Genomic DNA, 18,792 nt, shown 5'->3' with positions numbered 1-18,792 from the left:
AGAGGGAGTCTTGTTCAATCCTGGAGCCGCACGACGACGGCGGAAACGTTGTCTCGCGCGGCCCGGCCCAGCGCCACGCCGAGCAGGTTGTTCAGCACGGTCTGCGGCGGGTCCTGCGGGCGGCACTGCGCCTCCATCTCGGCGTCGGACATCTCCTTGTTGATGCCGTCCGAGCACAGCACGAACTGCATGCCGGGGCGGCAGCCGGCGATCTGCCAGTCGACGAAGAGCTGTTCTTCGGCACCGATCGCGCGGGTGAGCACGCCGGCGCCCGCCTGCGGCTGTGCCGGCAGTCCGCCGAACTGGGTGACGTCGTCCTTCATGCCGTGCACGTGGTCGGCGCTGACCTGTTCGAGGCGGCCGTTCTCCACGCAGTAGGCACGGCTGTCGCCAACCCATCCGCACAGCATGAAATCCTTGTGGTGCACCAGCAGCACCACGGTGGAGCCGATGATGTCCACGCCGCGGGTGTTGGCCGTAGCGATCAGGTCGGTGTTGACCTGCACCAGCGCGTCCTCGATCGCCTCGATGAAATCGAACACGCTGCCATCGCGCCTGAGCGCACCGAGGCGGTCGACGATCAGCGCGCTGGCATAGTCACCGGCCGAATGGCCGCCCATGCCGTCGGCCACCACCCACAGGCCGAGGTCGTCACGCACGAGGATCGCGTCCTCGTTGTGTCGGCGCACCTTGCCGGTGACGCTGAGGCCAGCCGAAACGTAGGAGTTCGTCATGATGCGATCTCGATGACGGCCAGCGGCCACGGCGAGGGATCGGTGCCCAAGGCGCAGGCATGGGCGATGCGCGCGCGGGCGCTATCGCAGTCCGGCAGCGCCAGCGCCTGCGCCAGCAGCGCCGGGTCCAGCGCCATCAGCCGGCGCGTGGACAGCAGCAGGAAGCGGTCGCCCGGCTCCACTGCGCACACGATGTCATCGCACTGCGGCTCGCCGGCACCGCCCAGACCCACGGCCACGGCGCCGCGGCGGTTGGTCAGCAGAGTGTCGACGCCGGCCGACGCCGACGCGCTCTCGCCGGCAAACACCGGGCGCATCTGGCCACGTCGCCACTGCCATGCCTCGCCGGTACCGATGCGCAGCAGCGCCGCCCAGCGACCGGTGGTGTGCAGCGCGATCACCGCCGCGTCTTCCATCACCGGATCGATCAGGTCCTCGCTGGTCGCCTGCAGCGCGGTATGCCGGGCCAGCAGCCGCTCGCGTAGCTTCTGCATGCCGCCGGAGAACTCGCCCGGCTGCATCGCCGCCGCCACCGCCTGTGCTGTGGCGGCGCCACGGCAGCGCGGATCGTGCGCGCCGTCGTCGGCGGCCAGTACGGTCAGCGCGCCGTCCGGACTGCGATAGACCGTGTTCATCCCCGCTACTGCGGGAGCCGGCGACGGTTCGGCCGGCCCGGCGTGCACGGCGGGTGCAGGCGCGGGTACCGATGTCGGCGGCGGCGTTGGAGCGGGCGGTGCGGCGGCGCGCGCAAAGCCCGGCACCGTGACGTCGTCCGGAACCTGCTGCGCGGGCGCACCGATGCCCTCGAGCAATTCGGAGAGATCGTCCGGCAGCGTCGCCGGTGCCGCCGGTGCGTGCGCCGGTTCCGCTGCAGCAACCGGTGCGGGCGCGGCCGGTGGCGGCGCCGCAGGTGACGCTGCGGCGGCGGGTGCGGGCACAGGCGTGCCGAACGAGCGCAGCGAACGCCAGTTGTCATCGGCATGGCCCGCGTCGAGGAAGGCGGCATAGCTGGACGGCGCCGGCAGCCCCTGGGTCAGCATCGCGCTGGCCGGCACGGCGCCGGCGCCGTGGGTCCACCACAGGCACCACGAACCGCCGGCCGCGGCCACCTGCTGCCACAGCGTTTCCAGGAACGCTTCATCGTGGCCGTGCACGCGCAGCGGCATGCGCCAGTGCATGGACGTACGCCAGTCGATGCCTTGCAGGGCGGCGGCTGGATCGCTGCGCAGCACCTCCAGTGGACCCGGCAGGCTGGCCAGCCGGGCGTCGAACGCGTCCGCCGCCGAGGCGTGATAGCGCGCTTCGGCGTGCGCATGCTCCAGCGCGTCGAACCAGCGCTGCGATTCGCGCAAGGTGTGCGCCACGGCCGCCCGCTCGCTGCCCAGCGCGGCGGCCATCACCATCGGAAAGCAGCGCCCGACGCGGTCGGATGCCGGCGCCATCACGCCGGCCCAGGCGGTGTCGCCGCACACGCCCGGCGCCAGCACGAAACGCCAGGCCGGGCTGGCGTACCAGGCGTTGTGCCAGCGTTCGCCCAGGCGCTCGCGACTGGCAGCCACGGCGTGTTCGAAGTGCCGATCCCAACGCTCCACGAAATCGGCTGGCAAGCGCCGCTGGACGAAGTCACCCGCGCCCGGCAACTTGCCGAAGAAACCCACCGATGCCGCCATCCCCCCTGTTGGATTGGGCATCGCTCAACCCCCGCACCGGAAACGTTGCACGTCGGTATTGAGGAACGGGTTCTTGAGGTTGTTCGCCTGCAGCGTGAGCTTGGCGATGTGGCCGCCGAAGTTCAGCGTGGCGGTGAAGCGCAGGTCCGACTGGCGCGTGAGCGACGCCGCCTGCAGGGCGCGGAAGAACGCCCAGTCGCCCTGGTAGTCGACGCTGCTGATCAGGTTGCCGGCGGTGTCGTAGGCGGTGAAGGAGACCTGGCCGGGCTGCGGACCGGGCCATTTCATCGCCGCGCTCATCGCGCCGCCGGGCGTGTACTCGTACTTCTGGCCGTCGACGGCGATCACCAGCTTGCCGATGCCCGCATCGAGCTGCGGCGCCTGCCAGGTGAAATCGACCTCGGGCGTGGCGCTGCCGTTGCGGAAGTACATCTGCTTGATCGAATCGGCCAGCTGCATCTGCGCCAGCATGCCGGGCGAGCCGCTGACCGCGCCGGGTCCGCTCTTCCACTGCCAGTTGCGGCCGCTGGCGTCGACCAGCTTCTCCAGCGTCTGCTTGTAGAAGCTGTCGAACTGTCCGCCGTAGCCGAACAGCTCGGCGAAGTTCTGCAGCGGAATTTCCGACTTGCCGTTGGGCGCGAACGGATAGCGGCCGCGGGTGAAGTCGGCGCAATCCTTCGCCACCGCCTGCTGGAACTGATCATCCAGCGCACCCTTGGTGCCGCTGGCCACCAGCGCCTGGCTCTTGCCGGTGAGCGCGGCGACCCAGCCGGACACCGGCGGCGGCAGCTGCGCGGCGGCCTGCTGCGCCAGCAGCAGCTGCGGGTTGGGCTGACCGGCGGCGCTGCTGAAATCGGTCATGGTCAGCAGCGTCTTGCTGAGCTGGTCGAGCACTCCGAGCGTCTGGTCGATCGGCGCCGCGCCCGGCGCGCCTTCGCTGAGCTTGTTGAGCGTGTCGAAGTGCGCGCTGATCGCATCGCCCGGCTTCTCCGTCGTCGCGGCAGGCGCCGAACCAGCGGCGGCCGCCAGCGCGCGGCTGAGCGCACTCTGCGTGGCCTTCTTCTCGGCCAGCTTCTTCGCCGCGTCCAGCGCCTTGTCGGCGCCGTCTTCCGGCGGCGCGCGCAGCAGGTCGTGGGTATTGTCGCGTACCACGCCGAGCAGGGCCTTCAACGGCGAGCTGGGGCCGGACAGCTTGGCGGCGATCGCGCTGGCGTCCTGGATGTTGGCGATCGGCTGCAGTTCCAGATCGGCCAGCAGATCGTCCCAGGCCTTGATGTAGTCGGTCTGATACAGCGCCAGCACCTGCTGCTGCAGGCGCGCCTTGCCGATCGCGTCGATCGTGCTGGCGCCGAACACCCAGTCGTCCTTGGTGAAGTCGTTCACCGCCTGCTCGATGCCTTTGCCCACTTCCTGCGCGAACACCGGTTGGGTGAACAACCCCGGCAGCGGCGTGGACAGCGGCGTGCCGCTGCGGCGACGAAAAACGTTGCCGAGCAGGCCCAGCGCCTTGTCCAGCTGCAGCGGCGACGGGCCGCTGGCCTCGGCCGAGAGCTTGAGGCTGCCGTAGACCAATGCCGACAGGTCCGCCGTGCGCAGCGTGGCGCGTGCCTGTTCCACCAGGCCGTTGTCCAGACTGATCGCACGCAGTCGGCCGGGCTCGTCGACCAGCGCGTGGAAGTGCTTGGCCGCGGCCGCCTGCAACACGTCGTCGCCGGGGAACACCTTGCGCCACTCGATGGTGGTCAGCGCCTCCAGCTGGGCCGGATCCTGATGCTTGGGCTCGCCCAGCATCAGGTAGCCCTTGAGGTAGTAGTACAGCGCCTGCGGATCGCTGGCGTTGCCGGTGAGGCCGGAGCGGAACTGCGAGGCCACGCCGGGAAGCAGGATGCCGTTGAGCTCGCGGATGTAGGCATCATGCACTTCGCCGCCCACTGCCTTGCCCTGGTACAGGCCAAAGCGCATCAGCCACGGCACGTCGTTCTTGTACTGCCGCGCCACGTCCTGCACGCCGGACAGCGCTTCGAGCCGCTCCAGCGCCATCGCGAAATAAGCCTTCTGGGTGGTCGCCGCGGACAGGTCGCTCTTCACCGGATAGCCGGCCAGTGCCTGCTGCACCTTGGCCAGGTAGCTGCGGTTGCGTCCGTAGCTGGTGGCCATGCCGATGAACAGCAGCGCGGTGGCCAGCAGCACGCCGGCGTACGAAGCGGCCTGCAGCAGGATCTTCTGCCGCTCGAGCTTCGGGTTGGTACCGGCGAAGCCGGACTCCTTGAACAGCACGTCCTTGAGCAGGCGCTCGACGAAGAACGTGCGCTGCTGCGCGCCCTTGGCCTGCACGCGCGCGGCATCCACGCCGAAGGTGCGCGCCACCGCGCTCATCATGCGGTCGATCGGTGCGCCTTCCTGCGTGCCCGAGGTGAGATACACCCCGCGGAGCAACGGCTGGCTGGCGTAGGGATTGGGCGCGAACACGCCCTCCACGAACTGCCGCGCCACGTCGCGCAGGGCCGCCAGCTGCTGCGGGAACGACAGGATCGCCGCGCGGCGGCTGCGGTCGTTCTCGGCGTGCAGGCGATCGAGCACGCGGGTGTTGAGCCGGTCGAGCAGGATCTGGAACTCGTCGGCGAACGCCTTCGACGCGGTGCCGTCCATGGTCTTGTTGACCGGGAACGACACGCCCCATACCTGGCTGCGCAGCTCGGGGTTCAGATCGTCGAAGAACTCGCTGAAGCCGGCGATCAGGTCGCATTTGGTCAGCACCAGGTAGACCGGCACGCCGATACGCAGGTGCTCGGCCAGCTCGTCAAGGCGGCGACGCACGGCCTGCACGTGCTCGTACCGGGCGTTGTCGTCCAGCACCAGCAGGTCGGACATGCTCATCGCGATGACCACGCCGTTGATCGGCCGGCGCTTGCGATAACGACGCAGCAGCTTGAGGAACTCAGCCCAGGCCGAAGCGTCGGCGTTCCTGTCCGAATCCTGCGTGGTGTAGCGCCCGGCGGTATCGAGGAACACCGCCTCGTCGGTGAACCACCAGTCGCAGTTGCGGGTGCCGCCGATGCCGCGCAGCGCCTGCTTGCCGAAGCGGTCCGACAACGGGAAGTTGAGCCCGGAGTTCTGCAGCAGGGTGCTCTTGCCCGAGCCCGGCGGGCCGATCACCACATACCACGGCAGCGTGTAGAGATTGCCGCCGCCGTGCTTGGCCTTGCGCAGCGTGTCTACCGCTTCCTGGAAACGCGTGGCGAGCTGGGCGCGTTCACCGACGCTGCGATCGTCGCCGGTGCCGCCGACCGATGTCGCACCGGCATCGGCCCCGGCGATGTCGCCGGACATCTTTGCGGTCTTGCTGCGCAGGCGCATCTGCTGGATCTGCAGCGCCACCACCCACACCACCAGCAGCACGATGATCACCACCAGCCGCGTCACCGGGCTGGCCAGCGGCTGGCTGTCGCCGATGCCGAGGTAAGGACCGCCGAGCCAGATCAGCAGCGACAGCAGCAGCAGGCCGACCAGCGCGATGAACCAGCCGGACTTGAGCAGGGAAAGAAATTTTTTCACGCGCTCAACCCTCCGGGATGTACTTGATTTCCACACGCCGATTGCGCGTGCGGTTGGCCGGAAGATTCGGCGGCAGCGCGATCGGCTGCGAGGAACCCGCGCCGCTGGACTCCAGCCGCGCCGGGTTGTCCAGGCCCTGGCTGAGGATCTCCAGCACCGAGCGCGCGCGCGCGGCCGACAGCTCGAAGTTGTCCTTGAACTTCAGCGAGTGGATCGGCTGGTCGTCGGTGTGGCCGACCACGATCAACCGTCCGGCCACCTGGTTCAGCGCCGCGGTGATCGCGTGCAGCACCGGCAGCTCGCTGGCGCTCACGTCCACGCCGCCGGAGGCGAACATGTCGGCCGCGCCCAGGCGCACCAGCGCGGTGCCGTCGGGCTGCTCGTCCACGGTGAGCTTGCCGGCCTGCTCCTCCGGTGCCAGCAACTGCTTGAGGCTCTTGTGCGGCACCGGCGGCAGCGCGCGGGTGTCCGGCGGCGTGGCGCTGTCCAGGCCGATCTGCGCGATCTGCGCGCTGGCCGGCGCGGACGCGGCGTTGAGCCGCGTGTAGAACACCACGAAGGCGACCAGCAACACGCACGCCGCGGCGGCCGCGATCACCCACAGCGGCACGTAGCGGATCAGCGGATTGCGCCGGTCCTCGATGCCGCGCCAGTGCGGCGCCAGTTCGTCGGCGGCCGGCGCGCGCTGCGCCTTGATGCGACGGTAGAGGTCTTCCTGGATGTCGGCCAGCTTGGCACGCCCACCCGATTCGATCTGGTAGCGCCCGCCGAAACCCAGCGCCAGACACAGGTACATCAGCTCGATCAGGTCGATGTGCCGGCTGAAGTCGGCGCACAGCCGCTCCAGGATCTGGAAGAACTTGGCACCGCCGTACGACTCGCCGTGGAAAGTGACCAGCAGGGTCTTCTGCGCCCAGCCGCTCTGCTCGCCCCACGGCGCGTTGAGCACCGACTCGTCGAGCATGGTGCACAGCACGTAGCGCGCGGCGGTGACCGTCTGCGCCGGCAAGCCGGCGGCGGTGGCGTGGCTTTCGAACTTGCGCACCTGGGCGATCACCTGGTCGCGCAGGTGGGTGGCATCCGGCGGCGACACGCTGTGGCGCAGCTGCACGCCGAGCAGCAGCAGCGGGCTCGCCGTCTGCACCAACGGGTTCATGCCGCCGCCGAGGAACTCGCTGATGTCCGCGCGCGGGGCCTCCATCGGTCGCGCCGCGACGGGCGCGGCGGCGGGCGGCGGCGGTGCATAGGCGGGCGCGGCCGGCGTCGATGCGGCGCCCGCCTGCCCGCGCGGGCGCACCACGGTGGCGTCATCGGGAATGGGCGGGTAGCCGGGCGGATTGCCGGGACCGTTCGGTGTGTTCATGCATGAGCCTGCTTGTGGTCTTCAAGTGCTCCGCGCCGGGAGATGTCTGGGCGCAGGCCAAGAAAGAGTGAGGGAGTGGACGTCAGTCCACGACCGAGCGATGACGCCGGCATGCGGCCAGACAGCCCCGGCCCGACAGGGTTGTCGTCGAGTGGCCGCCGCGTCGCCGCACGCCACCCGCTGTGCTGTTCAGGCACGCAACTGCCGCACCCTGCCTCCCGGCGGCCATTCGATGACAACGCGGAGTACTTGAAGGCCATGAGCAGGCTCAACCTCCTCGAATGGCCCAGAGCTGCAGGTCGAGACCGGCGAACTCGCTGCCGAAATGGAAGGCGATGCCGCCGGAGGTCTTCAACTCGCGCCACATCGGCGAGTGCTTGTCGAACTCGAAGTACAGGTAGCCCGCGTTGTAGGGAATCTGTCGCGGCGCCACCGGCATCGGGCTCACGCCGATGCCCGGCAGTTGCAGGTTGACCAGGTCGCGAATCTTCTCCACCGGACCGATCTTCGACACCGCCGGCAGCTGCCGGCGCAGGTCCTCCGACTTCAGGTCCGCCTTGGCCGCCAGCACGAAGGCGGCGGTGTCGAGCAGGGTGAGATCCGGCACCACCGCCACCCACACGCCGAACTTGCGCTGCTGCAGCGGGATCGGCGTGGCGGTTTGCTCCATCACCGCGCTCAGGCTGTTGCGCAGCGCCACGATCACCGGCTCGAAACTCTCGCGCAGCGCCTCGTGGCGATACGCGGGGAACGCGCTGGGCCGCTTGCCCGGCGCGGTGAACGTGGCCAGCTCGCCGGCCATCATCACCATCACGCGGTAGAGCTCCTCCGGATGCACCAGCGGCGCTTCGGCCAGGTGCGCCACCAGCGGCTGACAGCGGTTGACCACCTGCAGCAGCAGGAAGTCGGCGATCTCCGCCGCGCCGCCGCGGTCGGTCACCGCCACCCGGCTGGCCAGCGCCTCGCCGCGCTGGTGCAGCAGACCAAGCAGTTCGGTGAGGAAGGTCACCAGCCGCGGCACCGCCTCCACGCTGAAGCCGCTGGGCATGAAGCCCTCATCGAGCATCACGCGGCGGTCGGAGCGGCACTCGACGATGCGCGCCAGCGGCAGCCGGGTGAGGCCTTCCAGCGGCTGCGATTCAGGCAGCAGGCGCGCGGTCATGCCGCCTACTTCGAGCAGCGCGGTGCCGTCGGTGCTGCCGGAGGCGTCGCGCACTTCGGCCTCGCGCACGCGGTAGCGGAACAGTTTTTCTGCAGGCGCTTCGGGACGGCCGCTGTCGGGCTGGGTCGGCGAGCGCAGCGGCAGAGTGAGGTAGACGGTCTGGTCGCGCCAGTTGCCGTCCACGTCCAGCGGCGGCGGCAGCGGATCGTCGCCGGGCATGGCGAACGGCGTGCCGTCGGGAAATACGCCGCGCGCGCGCTTGATGCCGAGCTTGCCCACGGCGAGCAGGTCGGTTTCCAGCTCCAGCTCGGTGAAGCCCCAGGTGTAGGGACGCAGCGCCCCGGCGCGCAGCTCGACGAAGCGCTCCAGGTAGCGCTCGTGCTGCTGCAGGTGCTGGGGCCGCAGAAACAGCCCTTCGCTCCATACCACTTTGTTGTTCTGCGTCATTCGCTTTGCGCCCATCTCGAAAAGGTTCGACGTCGGCATGACACCGACGCGTCGTGCATGTGCTTACCGTCGCGCGCTGTTGCGCCGCGCCGACTTCAGCCGCGCCAGCTGTTCCTCGTAGGCCCGCGCGAACTCATCGCCGAACAGGCGCCGGAAGCAGTCATCGGGGTTCTTGATCAGGCCCTCGAAGTTCTCGCGGTACTTCTCCCAGTACTTCGCCTTGCCGCCGAAGGCCGAGCGCTTGCCGCCATCGACTTCCTGCTCCAGCCGGTCCGGGCCGAAGTGCGCCAGCAGCGACTCGAACGCCGCGCGCACGCCGGCGAGCATCGCCATCTGGTGGCAGCGGATGTCGTCGAACGCGTCGTCGAACGCCGCCGGTCCGGAGAGGAACGCGGCGTTGGGCGGCGAGAGGATCTTCTGCAGCGCCTCGTCGGCATTCGGCGCGAACTTCAGCGGGTTGTTCTCCGAGCGCTGGATGATGGTGACCGGCAGGCGGAAAGTGTTCTTGATCTCGGCGCGCGCGCGCAGCACGTCCATCACGCCGTCCACCACGATGCCGAGCATCTGCTGCACGTCCGGCGGCAGGGGCGAGGCACCGGACGGGCCAGCCATCGCCGGTGCCGGCGCAGCTGGTGCCGGTGCTGCGGCGAACGGCGCGGCCGCGGGCGGCGCGAAGGCAGGCGCCGGAGCCGGGGCAGGAGCGGGCGACCGCGGCGCGAAGTCGCCCATGGTCAGGTCCCAGTTCTCCGGCAGCGCCTGCGCCTGACGCTGGCCTTCGGTGGTCGGCGGGCGGAAGTGATCTTCCATGCCCGCGGTGTGGTTCCAGCCGGGCGTGGCCGGCGCGGGGCTGGCAGGGGTCGGCGCTGGCGCAGCGAACGGCGCATCGAGAAAGCTCAGCGGATCGAGATCCGCGCCACCCAGCGGCGAGGCATCGGGAATCAGCCCGCCATCGCGCAGGCCGCCGCCCGCCGGCGCCGCCGGACCCAAGCCCAGATCCAGGAAATCGTCCAGCGGATCGGCCGCGCGCGGAGGAAACGGTGACGCCGAAGGCGGCGGCGAGGTGGCGAAGATGTCCACCGGCGCGGGCGCCGGGGCGGGAGCCGGCGCCGCGGGGGCGGCCGCCTGCACGTTCACCGACACCTCGAACGAGTCGATCTGCAGGCGGTCGCCGTGCTTGAGCGCGGAGGGCTCGCCCTTCACCAGCGGCACGCCGTTGAGCAGCATGCCGTTGGTGCTGCGGTCCTCGATGAAATAGATGCCGTTGAGGCAGCGGATCATCGCGTGCACGCGCGACACGCCCGACGAGCTCAGCACCCAGTCGCAATCCTCCGAACGGCCGATGCTGCCGTCGCGGCCTTCGAAGGCCTTCTGGCTGCGGCTGCCGAATTGCGCGGCATGCGCCCCGGTTACCGCCAGTACCAAGGTGGGTATCGTCGACACGCTCAGCTCCCCTTTGCTGCTTGGGCCCGGCACGCCGGCGTCTGTGCGCCGTGTCGTGCTGCGGCCTGGTGATGACGAAGATCAGCCAGCGCGCTCATGGCTCGCTTCCGCCGGCCTGCAGCAGGCTCATCGCCCGCTCGATGTAGCTGATGCGGCGCGCCTCGAACTGCGTGGCATCGAGCGCGGCCATCAGGTTGATCGCAGCCACCGTGGCGCGCGCGGTGAGATGCTCGGCCGGCGGCACCGGCGTTTCCTGCGATGCGGGTGCCAGGCTGCCGCCCGACCAGCCCGCCGCCGCGGCGATCCACGCGCCCAGCGCCTTGTAGCCGCCGGCATGCGCGAACTCGAACGCGGCGCGCCGGTTGCTCTCACTGGGTTCGCGCACCCACTGCTCGGCCAGCGACGCGCCGATGCGGTCTTCCTGCGACAGCGGCTGGTCGCGCGCGCACTGGCACAGCCAGGCCACCGCGTAGCGCTTGGGCATCAGCCGTGCGAGCAGCTTCAGTGCGTCCTGCGCCTGGCCGGCCGCGAGCAGCTCCTGCACCGCGGTTTGCGGCGACATGTCCGCGCGCAGCCGGGCGCTGGCGTCCGGGGTGAGTTCCATCTGCACCGAGGCGTGGATGACTGCCGACATGCCTGATTCCCCCGTCAGCCGATCATGATGATGCCGCCGGAGACCTGGGTCATGGCGTCACCCTTGACCGAAGTCATGGTGCCCTTGACCGTGGTCATGGCGGTGCCGGCCACTTCGAGCATGCCGTCCGAATGGGCCTTGAGGGTGGCGCCGGCGCCCAGGTCCATGGTGGCGCCGGCCTTGATGCCGACCTCCACCTGCCCCTCGATCTTCACGCCGATGTCGCCAGTGATCTTGATGTTGAGGCCCTTGATCTCGATGTCGCCCGAGCTCTTCATCACGATGCTCGACGCGCCGGTGACCAGCTCGATCTCGGTGCCCGCACTGAGCTTGAACTTCTGCCCGATGCTGGTGGTGCCGTTCATCGTGACGTCGAGCGTGTCGCCGTTCTGCACTGTGACCTTGCGGTCGTGCTTGATCGTCTCGGTCTGGTCGTTGTTGACGGTGAGCGTCTGGTTGTTCTCCACCGTGGTGGTCTGGTCGTGCTTCACGGTGAGCGTCTGGTCGTTCTTGATCGTGCTGGTCTCGTCGTGGTCGATGGTGACCGTGTGGTCGTTCTCCACTTCCTCGACCATGTCCTTCTGCGCGTGGATGAAGAACTGCTCGGAGCCCTTCTTGTCCTCGAAGCGCAGCTCGTTGGCGTCCTCGGCCGTGCCGAGCAGGCTGCGGCTCTTGATGCCGGACTGGGTCTTGTTGTCCGGCAGCGCGTACGGCGGCATGTTGTCGGCGTTGTAGACGCTGCCGATGATCAGCGGGCGGTCCGGATCGCCTTCCAGGAAGCTCACCACCACCTCCTGCCCCACGCGCGGGATGCTCACCGCGCCCCAGTTCTTGCCAGCCCACGATGACGCCACGCGCACCGGGCAGGAGCTCTGCGCCTTGTCCTTGTCCGGCTTGTTCCAGTGGAACGTGACCTGCACGCGGCCGTACTTGTCCACCGCGATCTCTTCGTCGGTATCGCTGCCGCACACCACCGCGGTCTGCAGGCCGACCACGCGGGTCTTGGCCACGCTGGGCAGGTTGCGGAATGGCGTCTTGGAGGTGATCGCCTCGAAGCGGCACTGGAACGGCTCATCGCCCTGCTCCGCGCCGGCGTGGTAGCCGGGGTCGGACAGATCGATGGTGGTGGCGGTGACCAGGTATTCCTGGTTGAGGTCGGCGAGCGGGAAGTCCTTCAGCGTGAACAGGCCGCCAGCGGCCATGCCGCAGGCATTGGTCTGCCCGTCGAACGCGCGGTGCCGCACGTTGAGCGCTTCCACCCGCACCTGGGCGTAGTGGCGGCCGTCGTCGGCGGTCGCGTGCATGCCCGGATAGTCGAACACGTCCAGGCCGGACACGCCGTGGAAGCTGGAGCCGTCGTCGATGTTCTCGGTGCCCAGCAGCGAGGTCTTCGGGGCGAGCGGGTCGTAATCGGTGAGCTGGTACTTCAGCGCGTGCACGCTCTCGGCCGCGCCCCACGAAAACACCGACGCCGCCTCGCGCTTGCCGTACTCCATCGGCGGGCAGTACGGGATCTGCGCAAAACCGCTGATCGCCGCGTGCGCACCCAGCGCATCGGCCAGCACCATGGTGTGCGTGCTGGCGGTGTGGGTGAAGTAGTAATAGATGCCCTCCTGTTCCATCAGGCGGGTGATGAAGTCGAACGTGCTCTCGCGGTACTGCACGCAGTAGTCGCGCGCGGCGTAGTCGCCGCTGAGGCTGAGCTTGACGTCGGCGTAGCCGATCTCGCCCAGCAGATCCTTGACGATGGTCGGCACGCTCTTGGCGGTGTAGATGCGGCAGTCCACCTTGCGCGTGAGCAGCCACGGCTTGGGCACCAGCTGCACGCGGTAGCGCGTGTAGCGCACCTTGCTGATCGTCTCGAAGCCGGTCTGCGCCGCCTCGCAGACGATGCCGTGGAAATGGCGCTGGTAGCCGTCGTCGGTCTTCAGCGTGACCACCATCGGCGTGCCGAGCAACTTGCGCAGCTTCACCGTGGGGTTTTCGCTCAGCAGCTCCACCTCGTAGGAGAACAGCCGTCCGAGCTGCTCGCTGGCGCGCATCCGCACGAACAGCAGGGAGCTGTCGATATCGCTGTGTACGGTGATTGCGTGGGCCATCGGTGATGTCTCCAGGGCAGCCGGCTCAGCCGCCGGCCGTCGTCGAAATGCAGCGCGCGCGCACCACCCAGCCCAGCACCGGCTTGCCCGCTTCGCGGCGCAGGGTGTCGGGGCGGATCGTGATCTGGTCGAAACCGCTGGCCTGCAACACGCGCTCCACGTAGGCGCGCGAGTGGCGGTAGCGTCCGCTGGAGGTGAGCTCGGCCAGCTCCCCCTCGCCTTCGATCGCCTCCAGCGTGAAGCCGACCCAGCCGCCCGGCCGCAGCGCGCCGGCGGCGGCGCCGAGCACCGGCCCCAGCTCGCCGAAATACACCAAGGTATCGGCCGAGATCACCAGGTCGAACGCGTCGTGGCGAGCACTGAGCCAGGCGGTCAGCTCGGCCACCTCGAGGGCGTCGTAGCCGCCGCGAGCACGCGCCTTGTCCACCATGCCGCCGGACAGATCCACGCCGACCAGCTGGCGCGCGCGTTCGCGCACCAGCGGCGCGCACAGGCCGGTGCCGCAGCCGGCGTCGAGCACGTCCAGCGAGGCGGGCGCGGACGGCAGCACCTCGTCCAGAAAGCCCATAAGCACTTCCGGCGCGCGGTAGCCGAGATTGTTGAGCAGTTGCTCATCGAAGCTGTCGGCGAAGCCGTCGAACACGTCACGCACGTAATCGTCGGCGGCCCGCGGCGGCGCTTCGGCCGCACCGCAGGAGGCGAGCATGTGGCGCGGCACCGGATTGTCGGGCTCGCGCGCCAGCCAGTCGCGGTAGACCTCGGCGGCCGCCTCGTGGCGACCGAGCATATACAGCGCGATGCCCACGCCCTCCAGCGCGCGCACGTTGCGGTCGTCGCAGCGGAACGCCTCGCGGAAGCATTCGGCCGACTGCTCCAGGTGTTCCTCGTTCTGCGCGTGGTTGCGCAGGAACAGGCCCAGCCGATAGTGCCCATGCGCGTAGCTGGGCGCCTGCTGCAGCAGCCTGGTATAGGCCTCGAACGCATCGTCCAGCCGTTCCTGCGCCTCCAGCACCACGGCCAGGTTGCTCAGGGCGTTGTAGTGGCCCGGGCCGCATTCCAGCGCGCGGCGGTAGCAGGCCTCGGCATCGGCCAGCCGCCCGCATTCCTTGTGCACATTGCCCAGGTTGTTGTGCGCATCGGGATGGCGCGGGGTGATCTTCAGCGCCGAGCCGATCAGCACCAGCGCCTCGTCGCTGCGACCGCGTTGATGGCTGAGCACGCCCAGGAAGTGCAGCGCATCGGGCTGCGCTACCTGCATGTCCAGCACCTCGCCATACAGGCGCTCGGCGTCGTCGAGATTCCCCGCCTGGTGCGCCTGGATCGCCCGCTGCAGCACCGGCGCATACGCCTTGGGCGCAGCCTTGGCGGTCTTGCGCGAGCGGCGGAACGGGCGAGTGGCGGCGTTCATGCAGGCCTTCCTCAACTGATCAACACGGTGAAACAACCGAGCACGATGGTGCCGCCGTGCGCGCAGCTATCTCCCATCCGCGCTGCCGGCTGGCCACCGATCAGCACCTTGGGCGAGCCCATGACGATGCTGTCCGGCGGACCGACGCAGGTGGCCATGTCGCCCATGCGGGCGGCCGGCAGGCCACCGATCAGCACCGTCGGCCGGCCCGGCGCGGTGATCGGGCCGCCCACGTGCGGCACCACGCCGGTGACCATCGGGCAGACGTGCATGTCGGTGAGGCGAGCGGCCGGCGGCATGGCTCAGTACCCCGCCCGCGCGCCAGCAGGCGCGGCAAGTGCGTACGAACGGCATCGCTGGAACATCCGGCATCTCCCCTGGTTTCGCGCGGCCAGCCCGGTTCCGCCAGGCGGACCGACATGGCACTCCATCGTTAGGTGCGTAAAAGGGCGGCGGATTTGATCATCGGGATTGCTCACCGCCCGCCAGGGGCGGTACCGCGCGGCGCGAAGCGAAACCGGCCCAGCGGGGGCCGCGGCCCGGCACCGGGCTGCGGGAATGGCGCGCCGCGTCCCTCCTGCGCTCAGAAATTCACGCAATGACCGGCTTCGACATGCAGATCGTTCTCGATGCCGGCCAGGATCTGGGCATCATTGGGCGAGAGGTTCGCGTAGACCTCATCGCCCTGCGCCCCCTGGCGGATCAAACGCGACACCGCATCGACGCCCTGCGGCGACATGCCGGTGCTGGCGAGGAAGGCGTCCACCTGCTCCTGCTGGCGCTTCAGGTCACTGTGCTTCCAGCGCCCGACCTTGATGCTGTCAGCAATGTTCTTGCCCAGACCGATCGGCGACCCCTTGTACAGGGCGTACAGGCCCATGACGGCAAGGATCTTGGTCTTGCTCACGCGGCTGTCTGCCGCCTTGAACTGGCGACCCAGATTCTTCTGCTGGCTGATGCTCTCGCGCGCCCCGAAAAAGTGCCGAAGCCCCGCTCCGGTTGCCTTGGCCAGTCGCTTCATCGTCACTTGCCTCGCTACTTGCTCAGGTGATCGGCCGGTACGCCGACCGGATGGTGCCTTCCTCGCCAAGCGATCGCGCCGTCGGCGAAGCCCGCTCCGGACCGGCGTGACCGGGCAGAGCCGGGGTCGATCCGCCCGTCAGGAAAGATGCAGCTGCTTGAGCGCCTTGCTCTTGACGCTGGCGAAGAAGCCCTTCTTCACGTGCGTGCCCTTGTCCGACGCCAGCCCCTCCAGCTGCAGGCGCGAGGAGGTGATGTTCTTCGTGGCGATCTTGATCAGCGGGTCCATCTGCTTTTTCTTCATCGCCTCCACCCGGTCCATCCAGCCCGGCAGACCGATGTCGGCCACGAACATGTTGGCCACGGCCGAGGTGTCGGCGCAGGTGATCAGGTAGCAGCCCAGGATCGGGCTTTCATTGAACACCGTCAGATCGAGCGCGTTGGGCTGCGCCAGGCGCTTGTTGCCGGCGCGCATGTCCTTGATGTCCAGCCCAAGGCTGACCAGGGTCAGGCCCAGGCTGGCCATCGCGTTGGCCACGCCGATACCGGCGGTGGTGGCGGTGCCGAAGTCGGCGAACAGGCCGCCGATCTTGGCGCCCGTGGCCACGCTTTGCTGGGCCAGCTTCACCGAATGCTGGGCCAGGTCGCGCTTGATGATCACCTGGATGGCCTCGGCCGCCGCATAGGGGTCGCCCATGCGGAAACCCTGCTTGTAGCCATCGCTCTTGTAGAGGTTGTAGCCGTCCTGCGCCACGGCCTTGCCGGCCTTGGCCAGCTTGACCGCGCTGGTGACCACGCCGAGGATCGGCGTCACCTCGGCGACGAGCTCCTTGAACACCTCGCCACCGATCGCCTCGATCACGTCCTGGATGTTGTGGACGTCGGCGCACTCCACCATGAAGCCCTCGAACGCCTCGCGCATGCCCGGCAGGCTGACCGCCTTGCTGGCAGTGCTGCCGCCCTTGGCCAGCTTGCTGACCGAGGACTTCATCGACTTCACGTTCGAAGCGAACGACTTGGCCGTCGACAACTTGCTCGACGTGCCGAAGACCAGCTTCGTCCCGCCGAACATGTTCACCACCAGCTGACGGCGCGCCTTCGCCAGCTCGCCCAAGGCCATGAATTCTTCGCGGCTTAGCGGCTTACCGGGCATGACGATGCTCCGGCCGCACGCAAGCCACCCTCACTGCGGCGGGAGCCCGCCGCAAACTCTTGCTCTCGATATTCATGCCACCCTCGCCCACCAGGCGTCGCTAACGCCATGCCCCCAACCCATGCCATCCCGGCGCCTGCCGACCTTCACGAAGTCGGCGAATAGGTCCTACAACAGGTAGTGCGGACTGCAGGGGAGAAACTTGTCAGCCGCCGCTGGATCAGAAAACGGCGCCTGGGCGGCCGCTGACGAATTGCTGCCGCCGCGCATGATCCCGACCCCGGGTTCCAAGCCGCACAAGCGGCACCATCGCGCCGCCCCCGGACAGACACTGCAGCCGAGCCGGGCGGCTAGATCACCTCTGCGCTGCGTCCTTCCAGTCAGGCCGCGGCGCTGTGCGCGATGGATAACTAGTTGTAGTCGTCCAGGTCCAGGTAATGCGCCGTGTAGGCGGGCCACAGCTGGCCGGAACAAAGAATGGCGTCGGCGCCCTTGCCGTTCGCGTTGGAGATGGTGGTGCGCCTGCGCTCGGCCTTCGGCCCCACCTTGTCGACAGCCACGACGTCGAAATACAGCGAGGCATGTTCCTGGTAGTAGAAACTCCAAACACCCTGCCGACGCCGGGCAATTACTTGGCCCGCCCCCACCTGCGGGCCCAACACCTCACGTTTGCTCTGGTCGGTGAGCTGTATGTGATACCGCCGATGGGTAAAGAGGCCGGTCTCGACGCGGTTGCCCTTCACGGACTGGTCGGCGATGCCGCGCACAGCGATTTTCGCGCCATCGGAGTAGTTGACCTGGCGGATTGGGCCATTTGGCGGGGCCACGCGGTCGTCGCTGTAATTTTGAAACTGGGTGCGTGCAAGCCCGCCAGGCATGACGAAGGCGCCATTCACGGCCTGCTCGGCCTGCAGGAAGCGATCGTGAAGCTTGTCGACACGATCCTTCATCTTGTCCTGGCGCTCGTTCGCGGCCTTGTCCTTGCAGTTGGAATGCGAACAGTAAGGCGAGGTCGCGGAGCCGAACACTTCGAATGTACAGCCGTCCTGGGCCGCAGTGATGGCAAACGCTTCTGCGAAACCGTCCTGTGCTTGCGTGGGAAGCTTGACCCCGCGTGCGTTGCCTTCGCGGTAAGGGATGAGATACATCGGCACGCTCGTATGACTACCGTCGTCAGGGCCGATTTCCACCTTCACCCTGTCGCGAGAGAAGCCGAAGATGTCGGTATTTCGCCCGGCCAGCTCAATCGTGAAGTAGGCATGCACCAGTGGCGCCGTGATCACTACCTCGGTATGGCGGTTGCCATAATTGAAACCGTTACCCTGTAGGTACTGCAGCACGGTACCTCCACCATGGGCGCCGTTGGAATCTGCACTTTTGCACACCGTGATGTAGGTGCGCATGTACTCCTCGATATCGTGCAGCAGCAGATCTCTGGGACCCATCGTCATGGCTTGTCTCCGCAACTCACTTTGACCCACTCAGCGTCCATTCCTGCTCAGCTTTGGCGCGACCGGCATGGCTTTTCATGAAGACCGAATCGCTTCGCAACAGGACCGTTTCATCGCTCATCAGCGCGAGTAGATTGGCGCGGTATTGCGCCTTGCTCGCTTTGGCTTGATCGAACAGATCGTTACCCAGGTAGAACTCGATGTTGCTGCCATAGAGGCTGCCGACGGATTCACCGCCGAGGGCGTCACGAATCTTCGCCACGACGCCATCGCGGGAGAAATCGTCATGTAGATAATGAATATGCGGCAGCCGCGACTTGAGCGCGACGAAGCTGCCTGACTCAACGAGTCGGATGAACTTCTCCGCGCTCGCCAGCGTGCACTCCTTGAGGATCTTGGCGTGCCACTCCTCGACGTCCTTGGATTTGGCAGCCCAATCGAAGATGAGCTTGAGCAAATCGATGCGGCTAATGGAGATGTCCACAATCAAGATCTGGGTCGTGATGGTGGGCACCATGGCCACCCGAACCGCCTCGGAGTTGGCGACAGTGACGACGGCTCCCGCCTTCGACCCATCCGCCATCAATACGGGGAGTTGGTTGTTGATCCGGGAGCCCATCAGGTCCGTGGCGATGATGTCGGTCAAATCGCGCATA

Annotated in this window: 14 protein-coding genes; all 14 read right to left on the bottom strand. The window is 68.0% G+C overall.

The window, feature by feature from the left end:
* Positions 1-14: 14 nt before the first annotated feature.
* On the bottom strand, positions 15-734 hold the full coding sequence (locus ACQVBX_RS02650) for a PP2C family protein-serine/threonine phosphatase (RefSeq protein WP_431636356.1): 720 nt from the start codon (positions 732-734) through the stop codon (positions 15-17).
* Positions 731-2,404 (bottom strand): type VI secretion system-associated protein TagF, encoded by a 1,674-nt coding sequence (gene tagF, locus ACQVBX_RS02645; RefSeq protein WP_431636355.1) that lies wholly within the window; start codon positions 2,402-2,404, stop codon positions 731-733. Before tagF ends, ACQVBX_RS02650 begins: the two co-directional genes overlap by 4 nt.
* A 24-nt stretch (positions 2,405-2,428) precedes the next feature.
* A complete protein-coding gene (gene tssM / locus ACQVBX_RS02640; RefSeq protein ID WP_431636354.1) occupies positions 2,429-5,959 on the bottom strand; it encodes a type VI secretion system membrane subunit TssM in 3,531 nt (1,176 codons plus the stop codon).
* Between the two features lie 4 nt (positions 5,960-5,963).
* Positions 5,964-7,160 (bottom strand): type IVB secretion system protein IcmH/DotU, encoded by a 1,197-nt coding sequence (gene icmH / locus ACQVBX_RS02635; protein ID WP_431638098.1) that lies wholly within the window; start codon positions 7,158-7,160, stop codon positions 5,964-5,966.
* A gap of 430 nt (positions 7,161-7,590) precedes the next feature.
* Positions 7,591-8,931: a type VI secretion system baseplate subunit TssK gene (gene tssK, locus ACQVBX_RS02630; protein WP_431636353.1), complete on the bottom strand. Its 1,341-nt coding sequence runs from the start codon at positions 8,929-8,931 to the stop codon at positions 7,591-7,593.
* 63 nt (positions 8,932-8,994) lie between these two features.
* Entirely contained in the window at positions 8,995-10,371 is a 1,377-nt protein-coding gene (gene tagH, locus ACQVBX_RS02625) for a type VI secretion system-associated FHA domain protein TagH (protein ID WP_431636352.1), read from the bottom strand.
* 94 nt (positions 10,372-10,465) lie between these two features.
* Positions 10,466-11,005: a DUF6931 family protein gene (locus ACQVBX_RS02620; RefSeq protein WP_431636351.1), complete on the bottom strand. Its 540-nt coding sequence runs from the start codon at positions 11,003-11,005 to the stop codon at positions 10,466-10,468.
* 14 nt (positions 11,006-11,019) lie between these two features.
* Entirely contained in the window at positions 11,020-13,104 is a 2,085-nt protein-coding gene (locus ACQVBX_RS02615; protein ID WP_431636350.1) for a type VI secretion system Vgr family protein, read from the bottom strand.
* A gap of 25 nt (positions 13,105-13,129) precedes the next feature.
* A complete protein-coding gene (locus ACQVBX_RS02610; protein ID WP_431636349.1) occupies positions 13,130-14,512 on the bottom strand; it encodes a tetratricopeptide repeat protein in 1,383 nt (460 codons plus the stop codon).
* Positions 14,513-14,523: 11 nt separating this feature from the next.
* Positions 14,524-14,811: a PAAR domain-containing protein gene (locus ACQVBX_RS02605; protein WP_431636348.1), complete on the bottom strand. Its 288-nt coding sequence runs from the start codon at positions 14,809-14,811 to the stop codon at positions 14,524-14,526.
* A gap of 284 nt (positions 14,812-15,095) precedes the next feature.
* Positions 15,096-15,533 (bottom strand): hypothetical protein, encoded by a 438-nt coding sequence (locus ACQVBX_RS02600; protein ID WP_431636347.1) that lies wholly within the window; start codon positions 15,531-15,533, stop codon positions 15,096-15,098.
* A 138-nt stretch (positions 15,534-15,671) separates the two neighbouring features.
* The gene (locus tag ACQVBX_RS02595; RefSeq protein ID WP_431636346.1) at positions 15,672-16,685 is read right to left on the bottom strand and encodes a hypothetical protein; all 1,014 of its coding nucleotides are present in this window, start codon (positions 16,683-16,685) and stop codon (positions 15,672-15,674) included.
* Positions 16,686-17,095: 410 nt separating this feature from the next.
* Positions 17,096-18,136, bottom strand: coding sequence for a hypothetical protein (locus tag ACQVBX_RS02590; protein WP_431636345.1), 1,041 nt, complete (start codon positions 18,134-18,136; stop codon positions 17,096-17,098).
* A 16-nt stretch (positions 18,137-18,152) separates the two neighbouring features.
* Complete coding sequence (locus ACQVBX_RS02585) at positions 18,153-18,791, bottom strand: hypothetical protein (RefSeq protein ID WP_431636344.1); 639 nt, start codon at positions 18,789-18,791, stop codon at positions 18,153-18,155.
* Between the last annotated feature and the right edge of the window lies 1 nt (position 18,792).

This window comes from Dyella thailandensis, assembly GCF_050749815.1.
Taxonomy (GTDB): Bacteria; Pseudomonadota; Gammaproteobacteria; order Xanthomonadales; family Rhodanobacteraceae; genus Dyella_A.
The sequence above is the reverse complement of the archived record's forward strand: the minus strand, read 5'-3'. Positions and strand labels throughout refer to the sequence as shown.

Excerpts from the sequence above, each read along its gene's own strand:
- ACQVBX_RS02650 (WP_431636356.1), bottom strand. The coding sequence starts at position 734 with ATGACGAACTCCTACGTTTCGGCTGGCCTCAGCGTCACCGGCAAGGTG.
- tagF (WP_431636355.1), bottom strand. The coding sequence starts at position 2,404 with ATGGCGGCATCGGTGGGTTTCTTCGGCAAGTTGCCGGGCGCGGGTGAC.
- icmH (WP_431638098.1), bottom strand. The coding sequence starts at position 7,160 with ATGGAGGCCCCGCGCGCGGACATCAGCGAGTTCCTCGGCGGCGGCATG.
- tssK (WP_431636353.1), bottom strand. The coding sequence starts at position 8,931 with ATGACGCAGAACAACAAAGTGGTATGGAGCGAAGGGCTGTTTCTGCGG.
- ACQVBX_RS02620 (WP_431636351.1), bottom strand. The coding sequence starts at position 11,005 with ATGTCGGCAGTCATCCACGCCTCGGTGCAGATGGAACTCACCCCGGAC.
- ACQVBX_RS02615 (WP_431636350.1), bottom strand. The coding sequence starts at position 13,104 with ATGGCCCACGCAATCACCGTACACAGCGATATCGACAGCTCCCTGCTG.
- ACQVBX_RS02610 (WP_431636349.1), bottom strand. The coding sequence starts at position 14,512 with ATGAACGCCGCCACTCGCCCGTTCCGCCGCTCGCGCAAGACCGCCAAG.
- ACQVBX_RS02605 (WP_431636348.1), bottom strand. The coding sequence starts at position 14,811 with ATGCCGCCGGCCGCTCGCCTCACCGACATGCACGTCTGCCCGATGGTC.
- ACQVBX_RS02600 (WP_431636347.1), bottom strand. The coding sequence starts at position 15,533 with ATGAAGCGACTGGCCAAGGCAACCGGAGCGGGGCTTCGGCACTTTTTC.
- ACQVBX_RS02595 (WP_431636346.1), bottom strand. The coding sequence starts at position 16,685 with ATGCCCGGTAAGCCGCTAAGCCGCGAAGAATTCATGGCCTTGGGCGAG.
- ACQVBX_RS02590 (WP_431636345.1), bottom strand. The coding sequence starts at position 18,136 with ATGACGATGGGTCCCAGAGATCTGCTGCTGCACGATATCGAGGAGTAC.
- ACQVBX_RS02585 (WP_431636344.1), bottom strand. The coding sequence starts at position 18,791 with ATGCGCGATTTGACCGACATCATCGCCACGGACCTGATGGGCTCCCGG.